This window comes from Faecalicatena contorta (assembly GCF_003149105.1).
Taxonomy (GTDB): domain Bacteria; phylum Bacillota; class Clostridia; order Lachnospirales; family Lachnospiraceae; genus Muricomes; species Muricomes contortus_C.
Genome location: NZ_QGDS01000017.1, coordinates 22,896 through 40,800 on the forward strand (window position 1 = coordinate 22,896; position 17,905 = coordinate 40,800).

General features: G+C 42.8%; 17 protein-coding genes. 1 reads left to right on the forward strand and 16 read right to left on the reverse strand.

Annotated elements, in window-relative coordinates; translation table 11 throughout:
* Positions 1-142: 142 nt before the first annotated feature.
* From efp to A8805_RS21970, 13 genes are all read right to left on the reverse strand, one after another.
* On the reverse strand, positions 143-700 hold the full coding sequence (efp, locus tag A8805_RS18795; RefSeq protein WP_109714029.1) for an elongation factor P: 558 nt from the start codon (positions 698-700) through the stop codon (positions 143-145).
* Between the two features lie 264 nt (positions 701-964).
* Positions 965-1,471, reverse strand: coding sequence for a YqeG family HAD IIIA-type phosphatase (locus A8805_RS18800; RefSeq protein ID WP_109714031.1), 507 nt, complete (start codon positions 1,469-1,471; stop codon positions 965-967).
* Entirely contained in the window at positions 1,471-2,256 is a 786-nt protein-coding gene (locus A8805_RS18805) for a shikimate kinase (protein WP_109714033.1), read from the reverse strand. Before A8805_RS18805 ends, A8805_RS18800 begins: the two co-directional genes overlap by 1 nt.
* 155 nt (positions 2,257-2,411) lie before the next feature.
* Complete coding sequence (locus tag A8805_RS18810) at positions 2,412-3,083, reverse strand: N-acetylmuramoyl-L-alanine amidase family protein (protein WP_109714035.1); 672 nt, start codon at positions 3,081-3,083, stop codon at positions 2,412-2,414.
* A 278-nt stretch (positions 3,084-3,361) separates the two neighbouring features.
* Positions 3,362-4,816, reverse strand: a complete 1,455-nt coding sequence (gene guaB / locus A8805_RS18815) for an IMP dehydrogenase (RefSeq protein WP_109714037.1) — start codon at positions 4,814-4,816, stop codon at positions 3,362-3,364.
* Positions 4,817-5,114: 298 nt separating this feature from the next.
* Positions 5,115-6,740, reverse strand: a complete 1,626-nt coding sequence (groL, locus tag A8805_RS18820; RefSeq protein ID WP_109714039.1) for a chaperonin GroEL — start codon at positions 6,738-6,740, stop codon at positions 5,115-5,117.
* A 21-nt stretch (positions 6,741-6,761) separates the two neighbouring features.
* Complete coding sequence (locus tag A8805_RS18825) at positions 6,762-7,046, reverse strand: co-chaperone GroES (protein ID WP_109714041.1); 285 nt, start codon at positions 7,044-7,046, stop codon at positions 6,762-6,764.
* A 186-nt stretch (positions 7,047-7,232) separates the two neighbouring features.
* Complete coding sequence (locus tag A8805_RS18830; protein WP_109714043.1) at positions 7,233-7,571, reverse strand: hypothetical protein; 339 nt, start codon at positions 7,569-7,571, stop codon at positions 7,233-7,235.
* Positions 7,572-7,647: 76 nt separating this feature from the next.
* The gene (codY, locus tag A8805_RS18835) at positions 7,648-8,427 is read right to left on the reverse strand and encodes a GTP-sensing pleiotropic transcriptional regulator CodY (RefSeq protein WP_109714045.1); all 780 of its coding nucleotides are present in this window, start codon (positions 8,425-8,427) and stop codon (positions 7,648-7,650) included.
* A gap of 96 nt (positions 8,428-8,523) precedes the next feature.
* Positions 8,524-10,596 (reverse strand): type I DNA topoisomerase, encoded by a 2,073-nt coding sequence (gene topA, locus A8805_RS18840; protein ID WP_109714047.1) that lies wholly within the window; start codon positions 10,594-10,596, stop codon positions 8,524-8,526.
* 109 nt (positions 10,597-10,705) lie between these two features.
* Complete coding sequence (dprA, locus tag A8805_RS18845; RefSeq protein WP_109714049.1) at positions 10,706-11,785, reverse strand: DNA-processing protein DprA; 1,080 nt, start codon at positions 11,783-11,785, stop codon at positions 10,706-10,708.
* 4 nt (positions 11,786-11,789) lie between these two features.
* Complete coding sequence (locus A8805_RS18850) at positions 11,790-13,322, reverse strand: YifB family Mg chelatase-like AAA ATPase (protein ID WP_109714051.1); 1,533 nt, start codon at positions 13,320-13,322, stop codon at positions 11,790-11,792.
* Positions 13,323-13,336: 14 nt separating this feature from the next.
* Positions 13,337-13,621 carry a hypothetical protein gene (locus A8805_RS21970; protein ID WP_146199460.1) on the reverse strand — a complete coding sequence of 95 codons (285 nt, stop codon included), beginning with the start codon at positions 13,619-13,621 and terminating at the stop codon, positions 13,337-13,339.
* Here A8805_RS21970 and sigK point away from each other — a divergent pair.
* Entirely contained in the window at positions 13,606-14,223 is a 618-nt protein-coding gene (sigK, locus tag A8805_RS18855; protein WP_109714053.1) for an RNA polymerase sporulation sigma factor SigK, read from the forward strand. The genes A8805_RS21970 and sigK overlap by 16 nt on opposite strands.
* A gap of 19 nt (positions 14,224-14,242) precedes the next feature.
* Here sigK and A8805_RS18860 read toward each other — a convergent pair whose 3' ends face one another.
* From A8805_RS18860 to A8805_RS18870, 3 genes are read right to left on the reverse strand one after another with little or no spacing between them, the layout of a single operon-like run.
* Complete coding sequence (locus A8805_RS18860) at positions 14,243-15,469, reverse strand: peptidase U32 family protein (protein ID WP_109714055.1); 1,227 nt, start codon at positions 15,467-15,469, stop codon at positions 14,243-14,245.
* Between the two features lies 1 nt (position 15,470).
* Positions 15,471-16,118, reverse strand: coding sequence for an O-methyltransferase (locus A8805_RS18865; protein WP_109714057.1), 648 nt, complete (start codon positions 16,116-16,118; stop codon positions 15,471-15,473).
* Between the two features lie 3 nt (positions 16,119-16,121).
* A complete protein-coding gene (locus tag A8805_RS18870; RefSeq protein WP_109714059.1) occupies positions 16,122-17,792 on the reverse strand; it encodes a ribonuclease J in 1,671 nt (556 codons plus the stop codon).
* Positions 17,793-17,905 lie beyond the last annotated feature (113 nt).

The following is a 17,905-nucleotide window of genomic DNA, read 5'->3' on the forward strand; positions in this document are numbered from 1 at the left end:
GGTTACAGGTTACACCCTACGGGTGCACTGTAACGACATCCAGACCGGTTTATGCCCCGCCACAAAGCACAAACCCTGGTGGGTAAGCAGAAGGGATTCCCCTCCTCTTACCCACCAGGGTTTGTTTATAAATTAATTCTTTTTATACACGTGACAGGTACTCACCTGTTCTTGTGTCTATTTTCAATACATCTCCCTGCTCTACAAACAATGGAACCATAACAACTGCTCCTGTTTCTACTGTAGCCGGTTTTGTAGCTCCCTGAGCCGTATCTCCCTTGAATCCTGGCTCTGTCTCTGTAATTGCCAGTTCCACAAACAAAGGCGGTTCTACAAGGAATACATTTCCTTTATGAGAACAAATTTTAACATTCTCATTCTCTTTTACAAACTTGAGTGCATCTCCAACCACATCTTCGTTCAGCGCAATCTGGTCATATGTCTCAACATCCATGAAGTTGTATAAATCCCCATCCTGATAGAGATACTGCATGTCCTTTCTGTCGATGTGTGCTTTCGGGAACTTCTCACTTGGTCTGAAAGTCTTCTCCACAACACCGCCATTGATTATATTTCTTAATTTTGTTCTAACAAACGCTGCACCTTTACCTGGTTTTACATGCTGGAATTCCAAAATCTGATAAATGTTACCGTCAATTTCAACGGTTACTCCATTTTTAAAGTCTCCTGCTGCGATCATTGTAATCCTCCTTCAATTGTGCAATTCATGCACTTACCTTTTTACGCTGTTTATAATTTTATAATAAATTTATACATTTTTCAACCTTTTTTTGTGCAAGTCAGGCACCTTATTGTTACAGTTTACACCCTGCGGGTGCGCACTGTAACGACATCCACCCCATTTAAGTCGCCTGCGGCGAGGAGCTGGATGCCCTGAAGCCGATACTTTAATGGCTCCGATGCCGTACAGCGGAGTGCACGGCGCGGTCTGAACAGTAACTCCTTATTCTTCAAAGCCCCGCTTCTTTTTATAGAAATAGAGTACGATTCTCTCCAAATAACGTTTGAGTACAATCTGAATTTCCTCTTTGGGATGAATTGGTTTTACCAGAATATTCCTGATACCACTCCTTTTCGCTCCCCATATATCTGTAAAAAGCTGGTCACCGACAAAGATTGTGTTGGAACAGTCTGTCCCCATAATCTCCATCGCTTTTTTATAATTCTTCGTGGAAGGCTTGTGAGCGTCATAGATATAATTCGTCTGTATCTCTTCATTAAATATCCTGACGCGCGCCTCCTGATTGTTTGATATCAGACAGGATGAAAAGCCAATCCCAGCTAACCTGGTAAATAATTCCCTGGCCCGGTCATCTGCCGGCGCACCATGAGAAACTAAGGTGTTGTCAATGTCAAAAACAACACCTCTGTAGCCCTCTTCATATAACTGTTCAAATGGAATGACGTATACAGACTTCTGATAGTCATCCGGAAAAAATCTATCAAACATTATTCTGCATCCATCTCCATCAATCTAGAAATAATTTCCTCACAAATCTGCAGTACCGTCTTATGATCTGTCTGAATCACAATATCTGCTGCCGCTTCATATTTTTCACGGCGCTTCTCCATTAAGTCTGCAATAAATTCTACATTTTTATTCCCATTGAGGATAGGCCTGTCATCGCTGTCTTTCACGCGGTCGAATATTATCTCGGGGCTTGCTGTCAACAGGATGACGCGGCCATTTTTCTTCATCTCCACCACGTTTTCTGCCCGCAGGGCCGCTCCGCCCCCACAGGAAATAATTGTATTCTTTCTTGACTGCATCTCAATCAGGAGCTTCGTCTCCTTCTCTCTGAAATATGGTTCTCCATATGTGGCAAAGATATCCGGGATGCTCATCTCTTCTCTCTCTGTAATTACCTGGTCCATCTCCACAATATTCATTGCAAACATCGTACTGAGGTAGTCGGAAATTGTTGATTTTCCCGCACCCATAAAGCCAATTAAAACAATATTATAAGAAAACAGCTTCCTTGCCTGAATCCGTTTACTGTTGCGTACAATCCTGCGGAATACATCATGAATCTCATCTTGGTACTTATTTCCCTCAAGCTTCTCTTTCAGCATTCTCTCCTGTTTTTCTTCCTGTGCAGGCTGCAAGATAGGCATGCCATACTCTTCTTTATATGCCATGATCTTTTCTACAATTGCATTACGTTCCATTAAAGCATCTATGATTTTATCATCACATAGCGCAAGCTGTTCGCGGTACATCTCTAAATCGTTCATTTCTCACCGTCCACTTTCTTCATCCTTTTTCTATAGCTACTCATTCTATTATATTGTAGTTCAGCCATAAACTTGCCTTACTAAACTGTAACAACATTATAGCAATTTCCCCTTATGATAGCAAGCAGAACCTCACCTCCGGGGATCTGGATCTTTTACTCCGTTTTCGCCAGTGCTGCCCTCACATCACCTCGGAAAAGTTCCCATGCTTTTTCATTTTCCACAAAAAACTTTGGGCAATTTTTACCTGTAACATCGTAATGCCGTATAACATCCTGCTCAGTCAGATTAAACTTTTTGCACAGCCATGCTGTAAGCTGAATTACAGATATGTACGTCTCATCGGTGAACTCTCCAGATTCGTCGGGATGACAACACTCAATAGAGACCGTATCATGGTTCCTTCCATTAGATGCATATGCCAGTTCCCAGGTAGGTACACACTGTATAATCTCCCCCTTCAGACCAACAACAAAATGACTGCTTGCCGAAGTCGCACGGCTGTACTTCAATCCCTCAAAATAATCCCGGTTATTCTGTGCACTGCTTCCAGGATTTGCCGTATAATGGATAACAATCCCGGTAATCGGGTCTGATTCAACTCCTGGCCTGGAATATTCATTAATATCTAAAAGCTGTACATCAATCTTAGGCTCAGAAGCATCCACATTGACTCCTGTATTTGCTCTATCCCTTTTCCTGTCTGCAGCACAGGAATAAATCCCCAGAATTATTGTTACAATGACTAATATCAGAATTCCTCCATATATACAAAAGGACTTCTTGTCCATATTTATCCACTTTCTCGTATCTTTGCGCTTTTTCATCCATCCACCTCGAACACAATATCCACCTATTCTAGCATATTTTTGTCGAAAAAAGGAAATTTTAATAATATTTTCACTCTTTCATCATAAAAAACAAAGAGTCTGGTTGTCAGACTCGCCCGCCGAAGCGCGGTCGCTCTAGCAGCCATTTTCCTTATGCGCGTCCCCTGGATGGATTTTATATAACGGGAAACATAATTTCCCATTATATAAAAATAAGGAATAAAAAGGAGCTATTCATCTCCCTTTTACCCCTCTTATTTCGCTGAATTCTCTCTTTATTCGTCTACACTATAGTTTGGTGCTTCTTTTGTAATATGAATATCATGTGGATGGCTTTCCTTTAAAGATGCCGCGGAAATCTTTACGAACTGACCATTTTGTTTCAGATCCTCAATAGTCTGAGTACCGCAGTATCCCATACCGGAACGAAGGCCGCCCATCAGCTGGAATACTGTATCTTCCACCGTTCCCTTATAAGCAACACGCCCTTCCACACCTTCCGGAACCAATTTCTTGGCATCTGCCTGGAAATATCTGTCTTTGCTTCCGTTTTCCATAGCTGCAATTGAACCCATTCCGCGATATACTTTATATTTTCTTCCCTGGAACAGTTCAAAGGTTCCGGGACTCTCATCACAACCTGCGAAGATGCTTCCCATCATACATATACTTGCACCTGCTGCAATCGCCTTTGTCATATCGCCTGAATATTTAACACCGCCGTCCGCGATAATCGGAATCCCATACTCTTTTGCAACCTCATAACAGTTCATAACTGCTGTAATCTGAGGAACACCGATTCCTGCCACTACACGTGTTGTACAAATAGAACCTGGACCGATGCCTACTTTTACAGCATCTACACCCGCTTCAATTAAGGCTTTTGTAGCCTCTCCCGTGGCAACATTTCCTGCAATTATCTGTAGGTCAGGATATCTTTCTTTCACCATATTCACCGTGCGCAGTACATTTTCAGAATGTCCGTGGGCAGAATCCATAACAACGACATCTACCTTTGCATTCACAAGTGCTTCCACACGCTCCAGACAGTTTGCTGTAATTCCGATTGCCGCGCCACAGAGCAAACGTCCCTGTTCATCTTTCGCGGATAAAGGATATTTGATCTGCTTTTCAATGTCCTTGATTGTAATCAGACCTTTCAGATTACCCTCAGCGTCTACAATAGGCAGCTTTTCCTTTCTGGCTTTTGCAAGGATCTTTTTAGCTTCCTCCAGCGTAATTCCCTCTCGGGCTGTAATTAACCCCTCAGAGGTCATAGATTCTTTTATTTTTTTAGAGAAGTCTTCTTCAAATTTCAAATCACGGTTTGTAATGATTCCGACCAGTTTTTTCCCTTCTGTAATAGGAACACCTGATATGCGGAATTTGGACATCAGATTATTGGCATCCTCCAATGTATGCTCCGGTGACAGATAAAAAGGATCTGTGATTACCCCGTTCTCCGAACGTTTTACCTTATCCACCTCTTCTGCCTGCTGCTCAATTGACATATTTTTATGAATAATACCGATTCCGCCCTGACGAGCCATAGCAATTGCCATACGGTGCTCTGTTACCGTATCCATGCCTGCACTCATCATTGGAATGTTCAGTCGGATTTTTTTCGTTAGATAGGTTGATAAATCAACCTGGTTCGGAATCACCTCTGAATATGCCGGTACCAAAAGCACATCATCGAATGTAATGCCCTCTCCGATAATTTTTCCCATGATTTTATTTCCTCTCTTTCTCTGATATGTGTGTGGATATTTGTAACTGTTCAATACAGAACTGTGCATATACTGCACAGTTCGTGCAAAACATTGAATATGTAATAGCAAGCCCCATCGCCAAAGGCAATTTTTATGGGCTTACGGCGTATCCGTTCATAGTTCTGAACAGATACAGATATTTTAAATGTTATAGTACAAAAATTCTGGTGGCTTGTCAAGGGAAAACTATACAGAAAAATCCCCATGCAGTATTTGAAATTACTGCAGAGGGATTTTTCTGTATATATACTGGGAATTACATCATTCCCATTCCGCCTGCGCCGCCTGCCGGCATTGCTGGCATATCTTCTTTTATATTAGAAACAACAGATTCTGTGGTAAGCAATGTAGATGCTACACTTGTTGCATTCTGCAATGCACTTCTTGTAACCTTTGCCGGATCCAGAATTCCTTCCTTAACCATATCTACATACTTCTCTTTGTAAGCATCGAAACCAATTCCTGGTTCAGATTCTTTTACTTTATTGATAATAACTGCGCCTTCCAGGCCTGCATTTGATGCAATGTGGTAAAGCGGAGAGTCCAGAGCCTTCAGAATAATGTTCGCACCTGTCTTCTCATCACCTGTCAATGTTTCTGCAAGCGCTGCAACTTCTTTTGCAGCATGGATGTATGCAGAACCGCCTCCTGCAATGATTCCTTCTTCTACGGCTGCTCTTGTCGCATTCAGGGCATCTTCCATACGCAGTTTTGCTTCTTTCATCTCTGTCTCAGTTGCTGCTCCTACACGGATAACTGCTACGCCGCCTGCCAGTTTTGCAAGTCTTTCCTGTAACTTTTCTTTATCAAATTCAGATGTTGTCTCTTCAATTCCCTTTTTAATTTGAGCAACTCTGTCTTCAATTGATTTTTTATCTCCGTAACCATCTACGATAACGGTGTTTTCTTTCTGCACTTTAACAGATTTTGCACGTCCCAGGTGTTCCATGGTTGCTTCTTTCAAATCCATACCCAGCTCGTCTGAAATTACCTGTCCGCCTGTAAGGATTGCGATATCCTGCAGCATTTCTTTTCTTCTGTCGCCATATCCTGGTGCTTTAACAGCTACTACATTGAATGTTCCGCGTAATTTATTTACAATCAAGGTGGTAAGTGCTTCACCTTCGATATCTTCAGCGATAATCAATAATCTTGCTCCGGATTGTACAATCTGCTCTAAGATAGGAAGAATATCCTGAATATTAGAAATCTTCTTATCTGTAATTAAAATGTATGGCTCCTCCAGATTTGCTTCCATTTTCTCCATATCTGTTGCCATATATGCAGAAATATAACCACGGTCAAATTGCATACCTTCTACAAGGTCCAGCTCTGTCAGCATTGTTTTAGATTCCTCGATTGTGATAACACCGTCATTGGAAACCTTCTCCATAGCATCAGCTACCATTGTTCCTACAGAATCATCTCCTGAAGATACAGCCGCAACTCTTGCAATCTGCTCCTTGCCTGTTACTTTGCTGCTCATCTTTGCGATTGCTTCCACTGCAGTCTCTGTAGCCTTTTTCATACCTTTACGCAGAACAATTGGGTTAGCTCCTGCTTCCAGGTTCTTCATTCCTTCATGTACCATAGCCTGTGCGAGAACTGTTGCTGTGGTTGTACCATCACCTGCCACATCATTTGTCTTAGAAGCAACTTCTTTAATCAGCTGTGCTCCCATGTTCTCAAAGCCATCTTCCAGTTCAATCTCCTTCGCAATTGTCACACCATCGTTAGTGATGAGCGGTGCGCCGTAAGATTTATCAAGCACTACGTTTCTTCCTTTTGGTCCTAATGTCACTCTTACTGTGTCAGCCAGCTTATTAACGCCTTTTTCCAGTGCTGCTCTGGCTTCTGATCCGTATTTAATTTCCTTTGCCATGTCTGTCACTCCTCTTTTTTTCTATTCTACGATTGCTAAAATGTCACTCTGTTTTACAATGATATATTCTACGCCGTCTAATTCTACGTCTGTTCCTGCATACTTAGAGTAGATTACCTTATCGCCGGCCTTAACTTGCATCGTTACTTCTTTTCCGTCTACATTTCCACCAGGCCCAACTGCGATAACTTCTGCCTCCTGCGGCTTTTCTTTCGCCTGACCCGGCAAAACAATACCTGATTTTGTTGTCTCTTCCGCTTCTAATTGCTTTAACACAATCTTGTCACCTAATGGTACTAATTTCATTGTAAATCCTCCTTAATCCTTGTTTATTACTAGCACTCATTTGTTTTGAGTGCTAACCTCATAGATATAAAATATCACTCTGTTTCTGATTTGTCAACATCGTTTCCAAATTTTATATATAGTTTATAAAACTTACTTTTTATTAACCCGCAGCAGCAGTCCGCCTGCTCACAGATAAATCAGACACTACTCTAACCCGTACTTTCTCTTCACCGGGCGTTTTATACCTGATACATTATAAAACCCGTTTTCTATTTTGAAAACAATCATATTCCCATGCTCGGACTGAAAACGTTCCTTAACAGACCCGGTACAATACAGAAGTTCTTTTTTCGTAGAAATGTAACACTGATATTTCGCATCCAGCGAAATCGCAGTCAAATCATCCTCCTTCAACTGCAAGTATATGTAATCTTCTTCCAAATCATACTTAAAAACCTGGCAGTGATGTGCTGCATCATCAAAAATTACATCTGCCGATATCACTTTTTCCATCTGCAAATCTACCGGATTTCCTTCATACATCTTTCTGTTACCTCCTGTCAGACAACAAAGGGTATCAGATGCCTGATACCCTCTCCATAACCCGCTCCCAAAATCTCTATAAACGTTCTTTTTTAATTTTTTCTAATTCCGTAAATACATAGTCATTCAGAACCTTAATATAGGTCCCTTTCATTCCTGAAGAACGTGACTCAATAACTCCGGCACTTTCAAATTTTCTAAGAGCGTTTACTATTACGGATCTGGTAATTCCTACCCGGTCTGCAATCTTACTTGCAACAAGGATACCTTCTGTCCCATCCAGCTCCTCAAAAATATGAATAATTGCTTCTAATTCTGAGAATGACAGTGTACCAATTGCGGACTGCACAATATGCTCTTTTCTGGTCTCCTCCGCACTCTCTTCATTCACCGAGCGGAGCATCTCAAGTCCTACCACCGCGGTACCGTACTCACTCAATATGATGTCGTCTATTTCATATACGGCATCCTGCTTGTAGATAAACAGCGTACCCAGACGTTCCCCTGCAATATCAATAGGGGTGATAATCGCCTGGTGTCCTTTTACAGCCTCATGAGAGAATCCAAGTGTCTCCAGATTTACATTCTCCTTTGTGGATAATATATTCAGCAGACGCTCATTGAGCATAGAATCAATATATGCTCCTACAGATTCTGCCATCAGTTCTTTAATGATATCCACCTCACTGCTTTTGCTTACCCCGAGAACTTTGCCCTTTTTACTTACTACAAAAACATTTGATCCCAGTATGTCTGTAAGGACGTCACAAATATCATTGAAAACGACCTTGCTGGAATTATTGTTATGCAGCAGCTTATTAATTTTTCTTGTTTTATCTAACAACTGTACGCTCATTGATTTCCTCCAGACTTAATTGTGTATACAACTCATCCCAAACCGTTTGATATAGATATGTTATCATACAACTATTCAAATATCAACGTCATTTAATTAACTTTTTTTCAGATTTCGGACATATCCACATTTTTCGTCTACACATACTAGTTTATTTCCCTTTTCCAGCATGTAGTTTCCACATTCCGGACATCTCTCTTTGGATGGCTTCTGCCATGACATAAATTCGCATTCTGGATTATTTTCACATCCATAATATTTTCTTCCCTTTTTCGTTTTGCGGATGACTACTTCTTTTCCGCAGACAGGACAGGGGACTCCTATTTTCTCCAGATAAGGCTTTGTGTTCTTACACTCCGGAAAGCCAGGGCATGCAAGAAACTTTCCGTGAGGCCCATATTTTATGACCATATTCCGGCCACATTCTTCACAGATAACATCTGTGACTTCATCCTCTATCTTTACACTTTCCAGTTCCTTCTCAGCAACCTCTACCGCCTCATTCAGGTCCGGATAAAAATTGCGGATAAGTTCTTTCCACTCAACTTTGCCTTCCTCCACCATATCCAGAAGGCCTTCCATATTAGCAGTAAAGTTCTCGTCTACAATACTCGGAAAAGACTGCTTCATAATATTGTTAACAACCTCTCCAACTTCTGTGATATAAAGATTTTTTGCCTCCTTTGTCACATAACGGCGCCCCAAAATGGTAGAAATTGTGGGCGCATAAGTACTCGGACGGCCAATTCCCAGTTCTTCCAGTGTCTTAACCAGAGTTGCTTCCGTATAATGTGCCGGCGGCTGTGTAAAATGCTGCTTTGTATCAAAGTCTTCTTTCGTAAGTGTGGTGTCCATGTTCAGCCCGTTTACCAGCACATTACTTTCTTCTTTTTCTTCATCCGCCTCTGTATATACAGTGCGGAACCCTTCAAATACAACCTTGGAGGTGGAAACCGTAAACCGGTATTCCCCGGCTCCGATTTTTACGGAAACCGTCTCGTATTTTGCTGGCTGCATCCTGCTGGCTGCGAACCGCTTCCATATCAGCTGGTACAAACGTAACTGGTCCCTGGAAAGAGAATCTTTCAATGACGCCGGAGTTCTGCTGATATCTGTGGGACGGATTGCTTCATGGGCATCCTGAATCTTCTTCTCATTCTTTTTCCCCCCGGTACCATCTGCCACATATTCTTTTCCATAATTTTCTTCTATATACTGTCTTGCATTAGCATCTGCTTCTTCCGAAATCCTGGTTGAATCTGTACGCAGGTAAGTTATCACACCCACTGTTCCATTGCCTTTAATATCGATTCCTTCATAGAGCTGCTGCGCAATACGCATCGTCTTCTGAGTGCCGAAGTTCAGTACCTTTGCAGCTTCCTGCTGCAGTGTACTCGTTGTAAAGGGGAGCGGGGCCTTTCGGATACGCTCGCTCTTTTTAATATCCGCAATTTTATAATCTTCTGTCTCTACTGCTTTAATAATCTGATCCAGTTCTTCCTTGGACCCAATGACCTTTTTCTGCTTTTCAGTACCATAGAACTTGGCAGTAAGAGGGCGCTTTTCCCCCTTCACCTTTAATATAACATCCAGCGTCCAGTATTCTTCTGGTATGAAGGCGTCAATCTCAGCCTCTCTGTCGGCTATAAGACGCAGGGCCACAGACTGTACTCTTCCGGCACTTAACCCTCTTTTTACCTTAGCCCACAAAAGAGGGCTGATGCGATACCCCACCATCCTGTCCAGAACACGTCTGGCCTGCTGGGCATCTACCAGGTTCATATCTATGTCCCTTGCATCCTTTAAAGATGCTTTCACGGCATTTTTCGTGATTTCATTGAATGTAATACGGCTCATTTTTTTATCTTCCAGCTTCAGAGCATTCGCCAAATGCCAGGAGATTGCTTCTCCTTCCCGGTCAGGGTCAGTTGCAAGATAAACTTTATCGGCCTTTTTGACCTCTTTACGCAAATTGGCAAGAATATCGCCTTTTCCGCGAATGGTAATATACTTGGGTTCATAATCATTCTCTATATTAATTCCCATCTGGCTCTTAGGCAGGTCACGGACATGCCCATTTGATGCTGCTACTGAATAATTGCTCCCCAGGAACTTTTTAATCGTCTTTACCTTTGCAGGCGACTCCACAATAACCAGATAATGTGCCATAAAACCTTTTTCCTCCACTTAGCCAAACGTCTCATCTATATTTTATCTGGCAAAACGGTATCAAAATCCGCTTCGCCGCTTCTTCGTAAGCTTACGGCAGCCTCGCTTGCTATAAGGTTACATAATAATTTTTTGATATTTCTTTAATATATCCCTTCAATTCCAATGATACCAACTGCTCCAGCAGTTCACTGGCAGACAGGGATGTTTCCCCAGCAAGTTGGCTCAAATTCTTCGGATACGGGCAAAGTCGACTATACACCATATTTTCTTTAGTTTCAAGCACTTTTTTATTTTTGTCTATTTTTGCCCCGGGAATAAAGGAGGAAAATCCCAGCTCTTCCAGCAGCATTTCCGGGGTTAACAGAATACCTGCACCCTGTCTTATCAATTGGTTACAACCCCGGCTAAGCACACTGTCCACAGGGCCTGGAAGGGCGTAGACATCCCGGCCTTGCTCCAATGCCATATCCGCAGTAATTAAGGAGCCGCTCTTCTCTCTTGCTTCCATGATAAGCACTATATCTGACAGTCCGCTGATGATTCTGTTGCGCTTCGGAAAATTATGGGAAACAGGAGGAGTTCCGGGAGAAAATTCTGATATGATGCCGCCTCCCCGCTCTAAAATATCTGTATACAAACCAATATGTTCCCTTGGGTAGCAGATATCCGCACCACAGCCCAAAACAGCATAGGTATCTCCATTCCCCATCAACGCACCCCGGTGTCCAAGCCCGTCTATCCCTCTCGCCAGCCCGCTGATAATAGATATCCCGCACTGTGCCAGTTTTTTACCATATTCCAGGGCATACTTTTCTCCGTAGGCCGTACACTGTCTGGCTCCCACAATCGCAGCCGCCCCATTTGTTTCCTCCGGCATGTTTCCTTTTACATAGAGCGCATAAGGCGGGTTGGGAATCTCATGCAGCTTTTTCGGAAATTTTTCCGAAAAACATGGAATAAACCGGACGGATTTCTTTTCCAGATTGCTGAGCAAAGCATCTAAATCCACTGCCTTCTTTGCCTGGATAATTGTATTGACCTCTTTTTCATTTAAGAACTCTATTTTCTTTAGTTTTGTTTCTTCTATATAAAATATACTCTCCGCAGTTCCCATATACTCTCTCAGAAGGTATTTTTTTCTGTCACTTAAGCGGGGAATCTGTGCAAACCAGTATTCATATTTCATCCGGCTACCTCCCCCAATACTTTTTATCCATTGCACGGTATCCTATAGCCTCTTTTATGTGCTTTTCCTGAATTATTTCTGCTCCATCCAGATCTGCAATTGTTCTTGAAACCCTCAATACCTTGTGATACGTTCTCGCCGTGAGCCTGAGAGATGTAAATGCCTGCTCCATAAGCCTGCTTTCCTTCTTGCCCAGAGTACAATATTCATCCAGCTCTTTCACTCCAAGCATAGCGTTTGTCACAATCCCGGTACCTGCATAACGTACATTCTGAATGTTTCTGGCCCTGCACACCCTTTCTCTAATTTTAGAAGAACCTTCTTCTTTATTTCCTCCTAAGAGCTCTTCATAGTTTACTTTCGGAGCTTCAACACAAATGTCCATGCGGTCTAAAAATGGCTGACTAATCTTTCCAAGGTAGTTCTGTATCTGCCCGGGTGTACATGTACACCGCTCTAAATCAGGATAGCAGCCGCAAGGACAAGGATTCATTGCAGCTACAAGCATAAAATTAGCAGGAAACACATAGTTGCCGTGAGTCCTTGCTATTCTGATCTGGTGCTCTTCAAGGGGCTCTCTCAGCACCTCCAGCACTGCCCGCTGAAATTCAGGCAATTCATCCAGAAACAGCACGCCGCCATGTGCCAGACTGATTTCTCCCGGTGCCGGTATCAGTCCGCCTCCGATCAGGGCGGCTTTCGTAGAAGTATGATGGACACTTCGAAATGGCCTCTGACGGACCAGTGGGGCTTCTTTATCAACCTGTCCCATAATGCTGTATATTTTAGTAATTTCCATGCTTTCCTCCAACGTCATGACTGGAAAAATACCGGGAATCCTCTTTGCCGCCATAGATTTCCCGCTCCCAGGGGGGCCAACGAGAAGAAGGTTATGACCTCCTGCAACTGCCACCTCCACTGCTCTCTTCACTGTTTTCTGCCCCTGAATATCACTGTAATCAGGCAGGCCGTTTGTATAAATATGCATTTTATCCTCAGGGTACGGTTCCGGTTCCAGCCGGACCGTCCCTGATAGAAATCCAAACGCCTCTGCCAGATTCCGGACGCCAATCACATCTATTCCCTTCACCAGCGCTCCTTCCGGCGCATTTGCTTTTGGAACAATGCAAACTGGAATCCCTGCGTCCCTGGCTTCCAAAACAATAGGCAGAATTCCAGGCACCTTCTGTATACACCCATCCAGTCCCAATTCCCCTATTACAAGTGTTTTCCTGACACCCTTTTCCATAATTTGTCCCAGAGAGACTAAAATAGACACTGCAATTGGCAAATCAAACGCAGCCCCCCTCTTTCTCACTGTAGCAGGCGATAAATTAATCACCGTCTTTTTTGCCGGATAATCCAGTCCTGAATTACGGATTGCTGTCCGTACCCGTTCTGCAGCCTCCTTCACCTCTGAAGAAAGATATCCTACCATGTGAAATGCAGGCAGTCCATTGCTGACATCTGCCTCCACATTTACAAACCCCACTTCAAGTCCTTGAATAGAGGCTGATAACACTGTGCTGAAACTCATTCATACACTCCTTTCTATTGTCTTTTACAAAATAATGTGAAAATGTGGCCGAACTGGCCTGATTTGATAGAATCAATATGTAACTGTTCATGGTTCTGAACAGATACATCAATATAATTATAATATTCCATATGCCCAGATGTGTCAATCCCATTGTCCTGGGAAGAAATTGGTGAAAATTGCAGAAGCATAACTGGGACCTCATGTCCTTCTTTTCGATGGAAAAGCACAATTTCCGCAGTTTTCACATAGACTATATCAAATGTGCTTAGAGGTGCTCTTCTTGAAATCTTTTCCAAATCCCCTCACTCCATCGGAAGAAAAATATTACATGCAAAAATATACAGAGGGTGACCTTCAGGCAAAACATGTCTTAATCGAACGAAATCTGCGGCTCGTTGCACATGTTATTAAAAAATATCAGTACTTGGATGAAGACCCTGAGGATCTTATATCTATTGGAACCATCGGCCTGATAAAGGCCGTTGTAACCTTTAATCCTGATAAAGGCAACCGGCTTGCCGCCTATGCGTCCAAATGCGTTGAAAACGAAATTCTCATGTACCTGAGAGCGAAAAAGAAGACGAATAAAGAGATTTCTCTTTATGAGCCTATTGGAACCGACAGAGAAGGAAATGAAATTAAACTATACGATATCATTGAGGCAGACGAAACAGATGTCCCTGAAAAAATTCACTTAAAGGAAAATATCCAGAAACTTTATGACAAAGTGGAAAATGCACTTTCCCAGCGGGAACGGCTGGTGCTGAAGATGAGATATGGATTATATAATGGGGAAGAATATACACAGCGGGAGATTGCAAGACAGCTTGGAATCTCTCGCTCCTACGTCTCACGGATTGAAAAAAGCGCAGTAGAAAAGCTTCGGGAATTTTTTTAAAAGAGTGAAAATTTATTTTTCACTCTTCTTTTCTCCGCAGTATATCGTAACACGCTGCCTTTTCACTCAATTCCACATATAACATTTGTTTTGGATGGGGTGCACTTTCCTGTTCCTGCCCCTCTTCGTCAACAATCCGGCGTACTGCTGTCTCTACATTTGCCCCATCCGGCTTCATGATTTCTATCACTTCACCTACGGAAAATTTGTTTCTTTGCTCTATCTGGTATAAACCATTCTTTTCTGCTCCTATGATTCCCAGGTAGGTGTATTCTTTCACATAAGTGTTACTATCGTATATCTGGGTGGTCTCATCCGGCTTGCCGAAAAAGAAGCCTGTCGTGAACTGACGGTAGGTACAGTTAGATATCTGCTCTAAATACCATGGCATATTCTTTTTGTAAAGCTCAGGATCTTTCTGGTAATCATCAATCGCTTTGCGGTAGGTTCTGGCCACTGTGGCCACATAAAGCGCAGTTTTCATACGTCCTTCTATCTTCAGGCTGTCTATCCCTGATTCAAGCAATTCCGGGATATGCTCTATCATGCAGAGATCTTTAGAGTTGAAGATGTAGGTTCCTCTTTCATTTTCATACACAGGCATGTATTCTCCAGGTCTGGTTTCCTCTACCACCGCGTATTTCCAGCGGCATGGATGAGTACATGCTCCCCGGTTTGCATCTCTGCCGGTAAAATAGTTGCTCAGCAGACACCTGCCGGAATAAGAAATACACATCGCACCGTGGACAAATGTCTCTATCTCTAAATCCTCCGGAATGTTGGCACGGATTTCTTTTATCTCCTCTAAAGAAAGCTCCCGGGCCGATACCACCCGGCTGGCTCCCAGTTTGTGCCAGAAGTAGTAGGTTCCATAATTCGTATTGTTTGCCTGGGTACTGATATGCCTTTCAATTTCAGGGCACACTTCTTTCGCAATCTCAAAAACACCCGGGTCGGCAATAATTAAGGCATCCGGATTTATTTTCCTGAGTTCCTCAAAATACTCCCGGACTCCGGCCAAGTCATCATTATGTGCCAGGATATTGGCTGTAATATATACTTTTACATTATGCTCATGGGCAAACACAATTCCCTGCCTCATCTCCTCCATTGAGAAATTTTTGGCCTTTGCCCGAAGCCCAAATGCCTCCCCGCCAATATATACCGCGTCTGCGCCAAATATCACGGCTGTTTTTAATACTTCCAGGCTGCTCGCCGGGATTAAAAGTTCAGGATGTCTTCCCATGTTATTTCTCCTTCTTTGTACTGACTGCAACCCCATCTCCCAAAGGAAGAATGGATGTCACCAGATCCTCATGATGCTTCAGCTCGTACAAGTATTTTCTCATCCGCCCGTGGATGGTCCGGTTTCTGCGCTCTACCGCAAAACGGGACTCTATAATCTCCCCGTCCTGCAGCACATTATCAGAAACCAGAGTTCCTCCTGCCTTTAAGAGCCGCAGCACCTCCGGCAAATAATGGATATACTGCCCTTTTGCAGCATCCATAAAGATAAAATCATAGCTTCCCTTCAGGCCTTCCAGCACTTCCTGGGCGTCTCCTTCTATCAGAGTAATTTGTTTTTCCTTCCCCGCCCTTTGAAAATTCTCCCGGGCAATGGGGATTCTTTTTTCATATTTTTCAATTGTGGTAATCCTACACCCCTCAGGGGCATATTCACTCATCAATAACGCAGAGAAACCTACGGCAGTTCCCACTTCGAGAATGCTCATAGGTTTTTGTATCGTTAAAAGCACCTTAAGAAAGCTTTGCATTTCTTTTCTTATAATTGGAACATAAGTATCCAAGGCTTCTCTTTCTATTGCTTCTAATATTTCACTATTCTCTGTCTCTAATGAATTGATGAATGTAGTGATACGTTCATCTATTATCATATCTTACACATCCACATCCATAATAATCGGAATAACCATCGGACGTCTCTTCGTTTTTTTCCAGATATAGTCGTTCAGGGTATCACGAATCACTAGCTTAATCTTATTCCAGTCCGCATGTTTGCCGGACAGGCAGCGTTCTAAAGCATCAGAAACAACATGACGTGATTCTTCCATGAGCCCTTCTGACTCACGTACATAGACAAAACCTCTGGAAACAATATCCGGACCTGCAAGCAAGCGGTTTGTCCCCTTTTCCAAGGTCAGAACTACAATCAGAATTCCATCCTCTGCCAAATGCTGTCTGTCTCTGAGTACAATATTTCCAACATCTCCTACGCCGAGCCCATCTACCAGAATGGCTCCCGTATGAACTTTATCTACAACCTTTGCCCCTTCATGGCTTAGTTCAATAACATCTCCCGATTGAAGAATAAATATATTCTCCTTTGGAATACCCAGGGAATTGGCAATTGCTGCGTTTGCCTTTAAATGACGGTATTCTCCATGCACTGGGATTGCATATTTCGGCTTTACAAGAGAATATATCAGTTTCAGCTCTTCCTGGCAGGCATGTCCTGATACATGGGCATCCTGGAATATCACATCTGCTCCCTTTAAGGACAGCTCATTGATAACACGGGAAACCGATTTTTCATTTCCCGGAATCGGATTGGAACTGAAAATAATTGTATCGTTAGGCTGGATTGTCACCTTACGGTGGACATCTGCCGCCATACGGGACAGGGCTGCCATAGACTCTCCCTGACTTCCGGTTGTAATCATTACCATCTTCTCCGGCGGATAATTTTTCATCTGATCAATTTCAATCAGCGTATTTTCCGGTATATCCAAATACCCTAGTTCTGATGCCGTAGAGATGATATTTACCATACTGCGGCCTTCTACCACTACTTTACGGCCGTACTTATATGCAGAATTGATAACCTGCTGTACCCTGTCCACATTGGACGCAAAGGTCGCAATAATGATACGGGTATTCTGATGCTCCGCAAAAATATGGTCAAAAGTGATTCCCACTGTTTTCTCAGACTGGGTGAAACCTTTACGCTCCGCATTTGTACTGTCTGACATTAATGCCAGTACGCCTTTTTTTCCTATTTCTGCAAAGCGCTGCAGATCAATGGCATCGCCAAATACCGGGGTATAATCCACTTTAAAGTCGCCTGTATGCACCACAATCCCTGCCGGAGAATAAATCGCCAGGGCTGATGCATCCTGGATACTGTGGTTTGTCTTAATAAATTCAATCCTGAACTTTCCAAGATTGATAGACTGTCCGTGACGTACCACCTTCCGCTTTGTACTGCGAAGCAGATTGTGTTCTTTCAGCTTGTTCTCAATAATTCCCATTGTAAGTTTTGTTGTATATATGGGAAGATTAATCTCTTTGAGCACATAAGAAAGCCCTCCAATATGATCCTCATGTCCGTGGGTGATCACAAACCCTTTTACTTTGTCAATGTTGTCCTTCAAATATGTCACATCTGGTATCACAAGATCGATACCAAGCATATCATCCTCCGGAAACGCAAGCCCGCAGTCCACAACAATAATACTGTCCTCAAATTCAAAGGCAGTTATGTTCATTCCAATCTGCTCCAGGCCTCCGAGAGGAATAATCTTTAATTTTCCTTCATTTTCTTTCTTCAATAATTCTACACCTCCATATGTTTTATGTACCTACTTCCGCACATGAAAAAAACAGCAACCCTCCGCCGGTTAAATTCACTGATTCAGTCAGACTTCCAACCCTAAAAACGCAG